This window comes from Aureimonas ureilytica (genome assembly GCF_001475935.1).
In the GTDB taxonomy this organism is placed as follows: Bacteria; Pseudomonadota; Alphaproteobacteria; order Rhizobiales; family Rhizobiaceae; genus Aureimonas; species Aureimonas ureilytica_A.
In genome coordinates this window covers 35669-48453 of sequence record NZ_LDQA01000015.1, presented here as the reverse complement: position 1 = coordinate 48453, position 12785 = coordinate 35669, and the positions used below count along the sequence as shown (strand labels likewise).

General features: G+C 67.3%; 16 protein-coding genes. 6 read left to right on the top strand and 10 right to left on the bottom strand.

Features of this window, described 5'->3' with window-relative positions; genetic code table 11:
* Positions 1-29: 29 nt before the first annotated feature.
* Positions 30-1250 carry an MFS transporter gene (locus NS365_RS06160; protein WP_082684462.1) on the bottom strand — a complete coding sequence of 407 codons (1221 nt, stop codon included), beginning with the start codon at positions 1248-1250 and terminating at the stop codon, positions 30-32.
* A 172-nt stretch (positions 1251-1422) separates the two neighbouring features.
* On the opposite strand from NS365_RS06160, the gene NS365_RS06155 reads away from it, so the two are divergent.
* Positions 1423-2415 (top strand): AraC family transcriptional regulator, encoded by a 993-nt coding sequence (locus NS365_RS06155; protein ID WP_058599402.1) that lies wholly within the window; start codon positions 1423-1425, stop codon positions 2413-2415.
* Here NS365_RS06155 and yacG read toward each other — a convergent pair.
* From yacG to NS365_RS06125, 8 genes are all read right to left on the bottom strand, one after another.
* Positions 2343-2549 (bottom strand): DNA gyrase inhibitor YacG, encoded by a 207-nt coding sequence (yacG, locus tag NS365_RS23490; protein WP_062219996.1) that lies wholly within the window; start codon positions 2547-2549, stop codon positions 2343-2345. The two genes, NS365_RS06155 and yacG, sit on opposite strands and share 73 nt — an antisense overlap.
* A gap of 16 nt (positions 2550-2565) precedes the next feature.
* Positions 2566-3192, bottom strand: a complete 627-nt coding sequence (locus NS365_RS06150) for a Maf-like protein (RefSeq protein ID WP_058599401.1) — start codon at positions 3190-3192, stop codon at positions 2566-2568.
* A 6-nt stretch (positions 3193-3198) separates the two neighbouring features.
* Positions 3199-3417, bottom strand: coding sequence for a translation initiation factor IF-1 (infA, locus tag NS365_RS06145; protein WP_019994787.1), 219 nt, complete (start codon positions 3415-3417; stop codon positions 3199-3201).
* Positions 3418-3589: 172 nt separating this feature from the next.
* On the bottom strand, positions 3590-4879 hold the full coding sequence (murA, locus tag NS365_RS06140) for a UDP-N-acetylglucosamine 1-carboxyvinyltransferase (RefSeq protein WP_058599400.1): 1290 nt from the start codon (positions 4877-4879) through the stop codon (positions 3590-3592).
* 306 nt (positions 4880-5185) lie between these two features.
* Positions 5186-5344 (bottom strand): hypothetical protein, encoded by a 159-nt coding sequence (locus NS365_RS24440; protein WP_192843374.1) that lies wholly within the window; start codon positions 5342-5344, stop codon positions 5186-5188.
* A 172-nt stretch (positions 5345-5516) separates the two neighbouring features.
* A complete protein-coding gene (locus NS365_RS06135; protein WP_058599399.1) occupies positions 5517-6092 on the bottom strand; it encodes a fasciclin domain-containing protein in 576 nt (191 codons plus the stop codon).
* A gap of 369 nt (positions 6093-6461) precedes the next feature.
* Complete coding sequence (locus tag NS365_RS06130) at positions 6462-7211, bottom strand: anti-sigma factor (protein WP_058599398.1); 750 nt, start codon at positions 7209-7211, stop codon at positions 6462-6464.
* Entirely contained in the window at positions 7208-7765 is a 558-nt protein-coding gene (locus tag NS365_RS06125) for a sigma-70 family RNA polymerase sigma factor (RefSeq protein WP_244498380.1), read from the bottom strand. Before NS365_RS06125 ends, NS365_RS06130 begins: the two co-directional genes overlap by 4 nt.
* Before the next feature lie 175 nt (positions 7766-7940).
* On the opposite strand from NS365_RS06125, the gene NS365_RS06120 reads away from it, so the two are divergent.
* A complete protein-coding gene (locus tag NS365_RS06120; protein ID WP_058599396.1) occupies positions 7941-8297 on the top strand; it encodes a DUF427 domain-containing protein in 357 nt (118 codons plus the stop codon).
* A gap of 116 nt (positions 8298-8413) precedes the next feature.
* Complete coding sequence (locus tag NS365_RS06115) at positions 8414-8848, top strand: DUF1236 domain-containing protein (RefSeq protein ID WP_058599395.1); 435 nt, start codon at positions 8414-8416, stop codon at positions 8846-8848.
* A 96-nt stretch (positions 8849-8944) separates the two neighbouring features.
* Here NS365_RS06115 and NS365_RS06110 read toward each other — a convergent pair whose 3' ends face one another.
* Positions 8945-9238, bottom strand: a complete 294-nt coding sequence (locus NS365_RS06110) for a SelT/SelW/SelH family protein (protein WP_058599520.1) — start codon at positions 9236-9238, stop codon at positions 8945-8947.
* A 190-nt stretch (positions 9239-9428) separates the two neighbouring features.
* On the opposite strand from NS365_RS06110, the gene NS365_RS06105 reads away from it, so the two are divergent.
* The 3 genes from NS365_RS06105 (at position 9429) to NS365_RS06095 (ending at position 12701) form a co-directional block, all read left to right on the top strand.
* Positions 9429-9896: a MarR family winged helix-turn-helix transcriptional regulator gene (locus NS365_RS06105; protein ID WP_058599394.1), complete on the top strand. Its 468-nt coding sequence runs from the start codon at positions 9429-9431 to the stop codon at positions 9894-9896.
* Positions 9897-10026: 130 nt separating this feature from the next.
* On the top strand, positions 10027-11616 hold the full coding sequence (locus NS365_RS06100; protein WP_058599519.1) for an MFS transporter: 1590 nt from the start codon (positions 10027-10029) through the stop codon (positions 11614-11616).
* A gap of 23 nt (positions 11617-11639) precedes the next feature.
* On the top strand, positions 11640-12701 hold the full coding sequence (locus NS365_RS06095; RefSeq protein WP_058599393.1) for an HlyD family secretion protein: 1062 nt from the start codon (positions 11640-11642) through the stop codon (positions 12699-12701).
* Positions 12702-12785 lie beyond the last annotated feature (84 nt).

Below are 12785 nucleotides of genomic sequence, written 5' to 3'. Positions count from 1 at the left end.
GGGCGGCCCATGCCGCCCACCCTGTCCTGTCAGGCCGCCAGCCGTGTGCGCTCGATGCCCCGGCCGATCGTCAGCATGACGAAGGCCCCGACCGTCACGGCAAGCGCCGAGTAGAGCGTGACGCCCACCGGGCCGAACCTGTCCACCAGCAGCCCGCCGACGATCGCGCCGCTGGCGATCGCCACCTGAAAGGCCGAAGACAGGAGCGCGCCGGAGCTTTCGGCCAGAGCCGGCGCGGCACGCGCGTTCCAGATCGAGGCCGAGACGGGAAAGCCCCCGAAGGCAAAACCCCAGACCGCCGTCGCGGCCATGGCGACCGTGGGCACAGCCCCTTGCAGGACGAGAACCAGCGCCGTTACACCGATCAGAAGCGAGGCGCTGGCAACGGCCCAGGCCGGGCTGCGCTCGGCAATGGCACCGCCCGCGACATTGCCGAGAAAGCCGCCGATGCCGAAGGCCAGAAGCGTCAGCGAAATGGTCGAGACGCCAAGGCGGGGCACCTCTTCCAGAAACGGGCGGATGAAGGTGAAGCCGGCGAAATGGCCGGACACGACGATCACCACCGTCACGAGGCCCACCGCGACCGCCCGGTGCGACAGCGCCGTGCGAAAGTCCGACAGGCTCGGCGCGGCGCTGGACGGGAGCGAGGGGAGCGTCACCAGCTGAAACAGGAGCGCGGCCGCGCCGATGCCGGACGCCGCGAGGAAGGTCGCGCGCCAGCCCCAGAGTTCACCCAGCGCCGAGCCGAGCGGGGCGGCGAAGACGGTGGCGAGCGACACGCCCATGATGATGATGGAAATGGCGCGCGGCACCTGCGCGGAGGGCACGAGCCGCAGGGCGAGCGCCGTCATCATCGCCCAGAAGCCGCCAAGCGCAAAGCCGAGCAGGCCGCGCGCCAGAAGCAGCATGGTGATGCCAGTCGCAAAGGCCGCCATGACGCTGGAGGCAATCAGAAGCGCCATCAGCGCGAAGACGATGCTGCGCCGGTCGAGCCGGCCGGAGCTGAGCACCAGAAGCGGGCCGGCAAAGGCGGCAACGACGGCGGTCGCCGTGATCGCCTGCCCGACGGCCCCGTGCGACACGCCAAGATCGGCGGCCATGGGTGTCAGGAGGCTGACCGGCAGGAATTCCGACGTCACGAGGCCGAAGACGCCGAAGGACAAGGAGACGACGGGGGCCCAGGCCGTGCGCTCCGCAGGCGGACGAACCTCCGCAAGGGCCAGATCAGGCGAGCAGATCGTGTCGGACATGAATGTCCTCCAGGTTGGTGCAGTGCGAGATGGCCGCACCATAGGCTCGTGGCCTTGGCGCTTCCATGCTAGAAACTCTCAACTTCTTGTCCGATCGTCCAAGGTCCCAAGGATGAGCGGTCAAGCGAAGCGTGTTGGAGCCAGAAAAACTCGAACGGGCGAGGGATCGGCGATGGATGCACTGACGGATATGCTGCGGGGCCTTCGCCTCGACGGGGTGGACTATGGCCGCTGCCGCCTGTCGGGCGAGTGGAGCTTTCATTACCCGGCGCAGGCCCATGCCTATTTTCACTTCGTGGCGGGCCGGGGCTGCTGGCTGCAGGAGCCGGACGGGACCTGGAGCGAGTTGACGGCGGGCGACGCCATTCTCGTGCCGCGCGGCGCGGCCCATACGCTGGCCAGCGCGCCGGGCGTGACGCCGCGCGCCTTTCCGCGCCGCGAATGCCTCGCCATCTGCGAAAGCGTCTTCGACTATACCGCCACGGATGTGGACAGCGACGAGGAGACGCTGCTCTTCTGCGGCTCCATGCGCTTCAATCTCGACGGGCTGCATCCGCTCCTGAAGCTCATGCCCGACCTCATGCGCGCGCGCGAACTCATGGTGAGCGAGCCGGCGATCCCGCATCTCCTCCAGGCCATGGTGAGCGAGTGCGCCATGAGCCGCGTCGGGGCGAGCGGCATTCTGGCCCGGCTGGCCGATGTGATGGCCGCGCAGATCATCCGATCCTGGGTGGAGGTCGGCTGCCATCTGTCGAAGGGTTGGCTGACGGCCCTGCGCGATCCGCAGCTCGGCCAGGTTCTGGCCGCGATCCATGCCGAGCCGGAGCGCGACTGGACGGTGGCGGACCTGGCCGACCGGATGGGCGTCTCGCGCTCGGGCTTCGCCGCGAAGTTCACCGCGCTGGTGGGCACGACCCCGGCGCGCTACGTCACTGAGATCCGCATCCATCAGGCGCGGCAATGGATCGGCCGCGACGGAATGCGCATTTCGGAGGCCGCGCATCGGCTGGGCTATGATTCGGAAGCGTCCTTCAGCCGCGCCTTCAAGCGCATCACCGGCACCGCGCCGGGTCGGCTCAAGTCCGCGCCCCGTCAGCGCTCCTCGCCGCTGCCGCTGCCGCCCGGCGAAGCGTCCGGTTCGTCGGCCGAGCCGGGAATGACATAGGCGCCCGACAGCCAGCGATGGAGGTCCACCGACTTGCAGCGGGGGGAGCAGAAAGGAAAGTCGGCCTGCGAGGAAGGCCGGCTGCATTCGGGACATTTGCGACGGGGGCGGAGCGGCGTGACGCTGGCGCTCATGGCATGACCCTTTCGTTCAGGCGGGAAGGCCCGCCGAAACCGCGGGCATGACGAAGCCTTCGCCTTGCAGAAGCGCCATCGTCTCGTAAAGCGGCAGGCCGACGACGCCCGTATAGGAGCCGACAAGGCGCACGACGAAGGCCCCGGCCAGACCCTGGATGGCGTAGCCGCCGGCCTTGCCCTGCCACTCGCCCGAATCGATATAGCGCGAGATGTCGTCGCGCGAAAGGCGCTTGAAGCGCACGCGCGTTTCCGACAGCTTCTCGCGCACACGCCCGTTCGGCGAGATGGTGCACACGCCCGTGAAGACGCGGTGCGTGCGGCCCGACAGGAGACGCAGACATTCGATCGCCTCGTCCTCGATCTCGGCCTTGGGCAGAATCTGCCGGCCGACGCCGACCACCGTATCGGCGCCCAGCGTGAAGCGACCGGCCGTTTCCCCGCGCCCCTTCAGGGCCTCGTAGGCCTTCAGCGCCTTGAGGCGCGCAAGGCGCTTGGCGAGATGGCGGGGGTGTTCGGAGCGCTCGGGCGTCTCGTCCACATCGGCGGGCAGAAGGCGCTCGGGCTCGATCCCGGCCTGCTGGAGGAGTTCGAGACGGCGCGGCGAGGCCGACGCCAGAACCAGGGCGCTCGGCGGCTTCATGCGGGCTTACTTGAAGCGGTAGGTGATTCGACCCTTGGTAAGGTCGTAGGGCGTCATTTCCACGAGCACCTTGTCGCCGGTGAGAACGCGGATGCGGTTCTTGCGCATGCGGCCCGCCGTGTGCGCGATGATCTCATGGTCGTTCTCGAGCTTGATGCGGAACGTCGCGTTCGGCAGGAGTTCGGTGACGACTCCCGGAAACTCGAGAACTTCTTCTTTCGCCATGCGTCTGTTAACCTTCGGGTATAGGGGCAGCGGGATCGGACCCCGCCCCTCGGATAAGGGATACGGCCCGCCTTCGGCAGGTCTGATCAATGGATTCGCGCCCTAGATCGGTCTTCGGGCGCGAAAAAGCAAGCGTTTCCGACGCTGGCGCGTCCAGCGCCGCTGGATCGCGTCAGGAAGAGATGCGCTCGATCTCCGCGCCGCAGGCGCCGAGCTTCTCTTCCAGCCGCTCGAAGCCACGGTCGAGATGATAGACGCGGTTCACCGTCGTCTCGCCCTCGGCCGCCAGCCCGCCGATGACGAGCGAGACGGAAGCGCGCAAGTCCGTCGCCATGACGGGCGCGCCGGCCAGGCGCGGCACGCCCTCGATGCGCGCCATCTGGCCCGACAGCGAAATCTTCGCGCCGAGCCGCGCCAGCTCCTGCACATGCATGAAACGGTTTTCGAAGATCGTCTCGGTGATATGAGACACCCCGTCGGCGCGCGTCATCAGCGCCATGAACTGCGCCTGGAGATCGGTCGGGAAACCGGGGAACGGGTCGGTCACGACATCGACGGGCCGGATGCCGTTGCCGTTGCGCCGGATGCGGATGCCGTTCGGCACGTCGCTGACCTCGGCGCCCGCATCGCCGAGCGCCACCAGCGCGTTGCGCAGGAGGTCGCCCTGCGTGCCTTCCAGCGTCACGTCGCCCCCCGTCATGGCGACGGCCATGGCATAGGTGCCGGTCTCGATGCGATCGGGCAGGACGCGGTGGCGCGCACCCGACAGAGCCTCGACGCCCTCGATCGTGATCGTGGAGGTGCCCGCGCCGGAGATGCGCGCGCCCATGGCGTTCAGGCAGGCGGCGAGATCCTGCACTTCGGGCTCGCGCGCGGCGTTGTCCAGCACCGTCTCGCCCTTGGCGAGCGAGGCGGCCATCATGAGAACATGCGTCGCGCCGACCGAAACCTTAGGGAAGGAGAAATGCGTGCCGACGAGACCCTTCGGCGCTTCGGCCACGACATAGCCGGCGTCGATATCGATCTGCGCGCCGAGCGCGCGCAAGCCGTCGATGAAGAGATCGACCGGACGCGTGCCGATGGCGCAGCCGCCCGGCAGCGAGACGCGGGCGCGGCGCATGCGCGCCAGAAGCGGGCCGATGACCCAGAAGCTCGCGCGCATCTTCGAGACCAGTTCGTAAGGAGCGGTCGTATCGACGATGGTGCGGGCGTTGAAATGGATGGTGCGGCCCGAGCCCATCGTGGTCGCGAGGCGCTTGCCGGAAACCGAATAATCCACGCCATGATTGCCGAGAATGCGGATCAGCTGCTCGACATCGGCCAGATGCGGCACGTTTTCCAGCGTCAGCGTGTCGTCCGTCAGGAGCGAGGCGATCATCAGCGGCAAGGCGGCGTTCTTGGCGCCCGAAATCGCGATCGTGCCGTTGAGGGCGTTGCCGCCGCGAATGCGAATCCGATCCATGAGAAGCCCTTGCAGTCTGGTGGGACGGCTCGCCGGCGGGAAGCCGACAAGACATGGCGATGGTCCGCGCCGGGGGATACGGTCATTCGCGGTCTCTCGGGGCGAGGCGAAGCCCCGTCCCAAACGAACTCCGCGAATACGCGGCCCCTCCAGCGCCGACAAGCGACGAAGCCCGGTGCTCTACACGAGCGAGCCCCGGTGAGCAAATCCGTCAGCCACCCGAGCGATTCGGGTATTTGAGCGGTTCGCCTCGTCGCGCCTTCCCACCGCATCGAAGCTTTTTCGTGATCGTGGCAGGCGAGGTCTTCAATGCGGGCGCAGCACCACGTCGAGGCCGAACAGGATCATGGCGGCAATCGCGATCTTCCAGAAATCGCCGCGCCGACGCAGGCCCGGCCAGCCGAGCGGACGCCAGATGTGGAAGGCCATCACGAGGATGATGAGAAAGGAGAAGATCTTGTTCATGCGCGCCGCCGGTGCCCTCAGAGCGTCTAACAATATCTCGCGGGGTCGGCTGGAGGTTTTGCTAGACGATCTCGGCCCTCTCTAGCGGGAAAAGAGCGCGCCGTCGCCCCGCCGACGAAAAAGGCCCGGACGCTGGCGTCCGGGCCTTGTCATGCGGTCAAAGATCGAACGATCAGGCGCCCTTGGCCGCCTTCATCTTGGGCATCAGCACCGAGCCGATCACATGCACCACGCCGTTGGACTGCTTCACATCGGGCGTCTGGATGGCGGCGCTCTTGCCGGTGCGGTCGATCACGGTGAGCTTCTTGCCGGAGAGCTTCACGGTCAGCGGCTCGCCTTCCACGGTCTTCAAACGAACCTCGCCGCCATTGCGGCGCGCTTCGCGCATCAGGCGCTCGGCCGAATAGTCGCCGGCCACGACGTGATAGGTCAGGATCTTGGTGAGGGTCGCCTTGTTCTCCGGCTTCACCAGCGTTTCCACCGTGCCCTTGGGCAGCTTGCCGAAGGCGTCGTTGGTGGGCGCGAAGACGGTGAACGGACCCTTGGACGCGAGCGTATCGACAAGGCCGGCGGCCTTCACGGCGGCGACCAGTGTCGTGAGGTTCGGCGCTTCGGGCGCGTTCTGGGCGATCGTCTTATTGGCATACATCGGCGCGCCGCCGACCATGACGGGCGACTGTGCGAGGGCTGCGCCCGACACGCCCAGCGAAGCGGCGACGAGCAGGACGGCGAAGGACTTGCGGATCATGGATAGTCTCCCCTGAAGCGTCCCGCCTTGTTCCGGCGGGGTCGGGCAGAGCTACGAGGCGAGACGGTGCGGCGGATGCAGGGGCGCGGACATTTTTTTCGTGACGTTTTTTTCGGAGCGATGGGCCGGTCTTCCGACATCGGGCACCTGCCAACAAACCGGCTGCGTTCCGCCGGCTTATCGTTGGGTCGAAAGGGCGTGCGCCGACTTAAAAACCGGGACAGACCCCTTCGGGTCGGTCCACCCGGTCTTGTTGCCGCCGGGCATCGTTGCCGGTGCCCGTCCATGGCCGGCATCGGCTGACATCGACAACGAAGGCTTGAGCGAAAAGCACCGCCGGGCCGACCCGGCGGAACTCCAAACAGTCTCTCAGACCGAGCGCAGCGCGCCCGTGCCCATGACCGGGCCGGTCGGCTGGCCCGTCGGCGAGCCGCCCTCGGGCTCGGCCGAGATGGCGAGCGTGACTCCGCCGCGCTTCATCATGCCTTCCGACATATCGCTGCGGGGCAACTCGATGCGCAGGGACCGGCCGGGCTGGAGAAGGCCGAGCGAGATCGGCGGCTTCCCGTCTGGAATCAGCCAGAGTTCGGGCACGCGCCCCTCGGGCATGGTCATGTCGGCGGGCATGAGCATGGCGTGGCCACTGGCCGGATCGAAGACGGCCGTGACCAGCGACGCGCCGTCAGCGGACGCGACGGAGGCCATCATGGCGGGCATGGGCGCGGGCGCGGTGACGAGCAGCGTGATGGCCGCAAGGCTCGCCGCCAGAAGCCCGGTGGAGCCGAGCGCGAACCAGCGCCAGACGGGCGCGACCAGGCGCTCCACGCGTGCGCCGGGGGCCGGCTGCGGAACGGGCCGGGGCACGGGGCGAGGCGCTGGCAACTCGCGCTCGATCGCGGCCCAAAGCGCGGCGGGCGGGGTTTGCGGACGGATCGCCTCGCCCAGCGGCGCGAGCCGGCGTTCCCAGCCCTCCACCTCGGCGGCGAAGCTCAGGTTCTGCCGGGCGAGACGCTCGGCGCGCAGGCGATCGGGCGCGGGCAGAACGCCGAGCGCGTATTCCGCCGCCAGCCAGTTCTCTCCACCGTCCTCGCCGCCGCGATCGGCCTCGCCGTCCTTCATTCGCCCAAACATCCCTTCAATCGGATCAGGCCGCGCCTGATCGTGCTCTTCATCGTGCCGAGCGGAACGCCCGCTTCGCAAGCCAAATCGTCATAGGTGCGCCCTCCGAAAAAGGCGCCCAGAATGGCTGATCGGGCGCGCCCTTCCAGCTCTTCGAGGCAGCTCTTCAGCCGCGCCGCCTCGTCCGACGCTTCCAGCTGAGCCAGCGCGTCGGGCGTCTCGTCGGCCACGGCCTCGGCCGCGTCCAGATCCCTCGCCACGGCACGCGCCGGCCCGAGCGCCCGCAGCCGGTCGATGGCGCGGTTGCGCGCGATCGTCGCCAGCCAGGTGATCGGGCTGGCCCGCTCCGCGTCGAAGCGCCCTGCCTTGTGCCAGACCGTGACATAGACGTCCTGCAGAACGTCTTCCGCCTCGACCCTGTCGTTCAAGATACGCAGGCACACGCCGAAAAGCTTCGCGGAGGTCAGATCATAGACGTCGCGCAGCGCTTCGCGGTCTCCCTCCGCCACAGCATTGAGCCGGCGGGCGAGATGATCGCGAGAGGTGTTCGGCATGGATCGTGGCGGCATCCGTCTCCTCCGGCGAGCGGGCGCACCGAACAGGTCCGGCCGCCGCTTGTCAATCGGGGGAGCATCGATCGGGCGTCACCCGCAGGGAACCCGACGCCATGACGCCCGCTTATTTTCGTTCAGGAAACAACCGCTCGACCTCTTTCAAGGGAGACCCGCCATGCCCCAGACCCCGGCCATCCGCATCGAACCCGAGCCGCGCGCCGTGCAGATCCTGTTCCACGACGCGGTGATCGGCAGCACCAAGCGGGCGCTAAAGCTGATCGAAGGCACGCGCGAACCCGTCTATTACATTCCGCGCGAGGATGTGGAGATGGCCTTCTTCCAGGACAGCGACCGGACCACGACCTGCCCGCACAAGGGCGAGGCGCGCTACTGGTCGATCTCGGCCGAGGGCTATGCCGCACAGAACGCCGTCTGGAGCTACGAGCAGCCCAAGGAAGCGGCCCGCGCCATCGCCGGCCACCTCGCCTTCTATCCCGACAAGGTGCGTATCGCGGTGGCCGAGGATCGCTGATTTTCCTCCCATCCGCATCTTTTGCGCCCGGCAGCATCTTTTGCTGCGGGGCGGCGGGAACGGAACAGGCTGTCCCGCCATTGTGGCCGCCGAGGGACCTTTAAGGATACCATATCATGCGTAAGATCATTCTCGCTTCCGCCGCCCTGGCACTGCTCGCCGGCCCCGCTCTGGCTCAGACCACGGTGGTCACCACGACCGAACCCAAGAGCGATGGCGAGCGCGCAGCGGGCACGCTGGCCGGCACAGGCGCTGGAGCCGTCGCGGGCGCGCTGGTGGGTGGCCCGGTCGGGGCCGTCGTTGGCGGCGTCGCGGGCACGGTGATCGGCGGCGCGGCCTCGGCCCCGGACGACGTGCAGCAATATGTCGTCGCCAATCCGGTCAACCCGGTCGTCGTGCAGGGCGACGTGAAGACGGGCTATGTGGTGCCCGAAACCGTGACGCTGACGCCCGTGCCGTCCAACCCGGACTATGTCTATTTCTACACCAACGATCGTCCGGTGATCGTCTCCAAGGCCGACCGCCGCGTGGTCGCCTATGTCGAGCGCTGAGCCCCGCGCGGCAGCCCTCGTCTTCTGACCATCAGGGGCCGTGCTTCCGCCAGCGGGAGCACGGCCTTTCTTGTTTCAAAGACGGACTCGGCCCGTTCAGCGGTCGCTATGGCCGAGGCTTCGCTCAGGGTCGATGACGTCGCGTACCCTTTGCTTCAAGACCTTCGCCTCGGGAAAGCCGCCATCGGCCTTGCGCTCCCAGACCTGTTGCCCGTCGCAATGAATCTCGAACACGCCGCCGGTGCCCGGCACCAGCGCCACCTCGCCGAGGTCGGGTCCGAACGTGGAGAGAAGCTCCTGCGCTAGCCAGGCCGCGCGCAGGAGCCACTGGCACTGGGTGCAGTAGCGAATCGAGACGCGGGGACCGGGCGTGGGAGCGAGATCGGACATCGGGCGCTTTCCTTCGATCGTCGGCGTTTCATCGGGCGATTGAACCAACCGCTCGCGGGGGCTGCGACCTTTGTGCCGGCTCGGGCGACGTGTCGTCAATTGCCCGGACCATGCCGTCCCGCCGATCGATTCCAATGCTTTTCGTAAATAATATATAGCTTATTAAGAGCCCCCTATCTATATGAGGGATATGGAACAGGCTGATCTCCAACTCGCGCCCGCCGACCTGAAGGCCGCCTTTGCGGAAACGCTGGTCAAGACGGCGCGCAAGCTGCGCACCCGCTTCAACGCGCGGGTCGTGGCGCGTGGGCTCACCTATCCCCGCGCCCGCGCGCTCGCCGCGCTCAGCCGCCAGCCGATGACCCAGCGGGAACTCGCCGAGGATCTGGAACTGGAAGGACCCACGGTCGTGCGCCTTCTCGACGGGATGGAGCAGCAAGGCCTCGTGCGGCGCACACCAGTGCCGGGAGACCGGCGTCTGAAGCGCATCGAGCTGACCGCGCATGGCGCGGAAACCGCCGCCGTCGTTTCGGGCATCTCGCATGAGCTGCGCGATCTCATCCTGCGCCACGTCCCGGAGGCCGACATGCAGACGGCCCTGAAGGTTCTGCATCTGGTGTCGGACGCCATCGAACGGGATCGGACCCATGGCGGATAGCGCAACCCTTCGTGGCAACGAACCGGACGTCGAGCCGACGAAGCCGACCGCCTCCATCGGCGGCCCGGCCCCGTCCGACACCAGACCCGACAGCGGCCCGGCGGCTCCGCCGCGCCGGCGCGGCGCGCCCATGCCCGCGCCCGCGCCCTATGTGCGCAAGCCACACGCCATGATGGCGCTCTATATGCTGGCCTCGACACTGATCGCGGCCACGCAAGGTCTCGGCCTCAACCTCATCACCGCCAATCTCTACCAGCTTCAGGGTCCGCTCGGCGCGACCGTGAACGAAACCGTCTGGCTGAGCGCGGCCTATCTGGCCCCCAATGTCAGCCTCACGCTGCTTCTGACCAAGCTGCGCGCGCAGTTCGGCCTGCGCAACTTCGCCGAATGGGCGATCGCCGGCTTCGTCACGGTGACGCTGCTGCATCTGTTCGTGGACGATCTCCAGTCGGCGCTGGTGGTCCGCTTCTTCGCGGGCGCGGCCGCCTCGCCCATGTCCTCGCTCGCCTTTCTCTACATGCTGGAAAGCTTCCCCCCCGAGAAGAAGCTGTCCATCGGCATGAGTCTGGCCCTCACCAACACCGCCATCGCCCCCACCCTGGCGCGCCTCATCTCGCCGTCCTTGCTCGATATCGACGACTGGAACGGGCTCTTCATGCTGGAAACGGCGATGGCGTTGATGAGCTTCTGCGCCATCCGTCTCCTGCCGCTCAACTCGCCACCCAAGACGCCGGTGATCGAGACGCTCGACATCGTGTCCTATGTCTTCATCGCTCTGGGGCTCGGTTGCATCGCCATCGGCATGACGCTCGGCCCCTTCGACTGGTGGTTCGAAGCGCCCTGGATCGGCTGGGCGCTGGCCGCCGGCGCGCTGAGCCTCACGGTCGCGGCGGTGATCGAGCTGAACCGCACCAATCCGCTGGTGGACCTGCGCTGGATCACCTCCAAGGAGGTGCTGCACTTTGCCGGCGTCATCCTTCTGTTTCGCCTGCTTCTGTCGGAGCAGACGAGCGGCGCGTCAGGCTTCTTCCAGGTTCTCGGCCTGCGCAACGAACAGATGGTGGTTCTCTATCTCGTGATGCTCGGCTCGGGCGTCACGGCGGGCCTCGTCTGCGCCTCCATCCTGAAACCCGGCCGCGCGCCTTACATCCATATCGTCGCGCTGCTTTTCCTGATCACCGGCGCGCTCATGGACGCCCGAGCGACCTCGCTGACCCGGCCCGAGCAGATGTATCTGAGCCAAGGCCTCATTTCGGCGGCAGGCGTTCTGTTTCTGCCGCCCGCCATGGCGCAGGGCTTCGCCTCGGCCATGAAGAAGGGGATGAACTACATCCTCTCCTTCCTGATCATCTTCCTGACGACGCAGGCGCTCGGCGGGGCGATCGGCTCCTCGCTGTTTCGCACCTTCGTCACGATCCGCGAGAAGTTCCATTCCAGCCAGATCGCGGAAAACATCACGCTGGCCGATCCGATCGTGGCCGCGCGCATCGCGGTGCTCGGCAACAGCTACCGCACGACCATCGCCGACCCCGTGCTGCGGCAGGCCGAAGGGCTGGCGCTGCTCGGCAGCCAAGCGACGCGCGAGGCCAATATCCTTGCCTATAACGACGCTTTCCTCATGACAGCGGTGCTCGCAGCCATGGGTCTTGCCTTTCTTCTTCTCCATCTGGCCTTCAACGGACTGCGCGCCCGTCTTGCGCCCGCGCCGGCCTCCGCCTGATCTTTCGCCCGGACCCGTTTCCCATGCGCATCTTTCGCTCTCTTGGCACCTATGTCGCTCTTCTCGTCGGCCTCGCCGGCGTTCTTCTGGCGCTCTATGCCTGGCGCCTGCCGCCCTTCGCCTCCAGCGTGGAGCGCACCAACGACGCCTATGTCCGGGGTCAGGTGACGGTCATCGCGCCCCAGCTCGCCGGCATCGTCGCCGAAGTTCCGGTGCAGGACTATGAGACGGTGGAGGCGGGCCAGCTCATCGCGCGGATCGACGATCGCATCTTCAATCAGCGTCTGGCGCAGGCGCGCGCGGGTCTTGCGGGCCAGAAGGCCGCGCTCGCCAATTCGCAGCAGCAGCGCCAGTCGAGTCTGGCCAAGATCGCGGCCAACGAAGCGGCGGTGAAGAGCGCGCAATCGGCGGCCGAAACCGCCAGCGCCAGTCTCGCCCGCGTCCAGCCCCTGGCCCGCCAGGGCTATGTGCCAGGCAGCGATCTCGATGTCGCGACGCGCCAGAACAACCAGGCCGCCGCCGCGCTCGATCAGGCCAAGGCGCAGCTCGAAGTCGCCCGGCAGGATCTTCAAACCGTGATCGTCAACCGCCAGACGCTGGAAGCGGCGGTGGACAATGCCGAGGCCGCCGTGAAGCTCGCCGAGATCGATCTCGCCAACACGCGCATTCTCGCGCCCAAGGCCGGCCAGCTCGGCGAAGTCGGCGTCAAGGTCGGCCAATATGTGCAGGCCGGAACACAGCTCACCAGCGTCGTGCCGGACGCGATCTGGATCGTGGCGAATTTCAAGGAAACCCAGCTTCCCGGAATGCAGGTCGGCCAGCCCGTGCGCTTCCTGGTGGATGCGTTCGGCGGTCAGGAAATGAGCGGCCATATCGAGCGTTTCGCGCCCGCGACAGGCTCGGAATTCGCCGTGCTGCGCCCCGACAACGCGACGGGCAATTTCACCAAGGTCGCCCAGCGCGTGCCCGTGCGGATCCGCATCGACCCCGGCCAGCCGCGGATGAACGAGCTGTCCCCCGGTCTCTCCGTGGTGGTTCTCCTGGACACGGCGTCCGAGCCGGACGCGGCAGTGGCAACGCGCTGAAACACCTGCCCAGCCCTTGCAATATCGCATGGCTCCCCTGCGCTTGACCTGATCCGGTGCATTTGAAGCTTCGCCGGACAAACT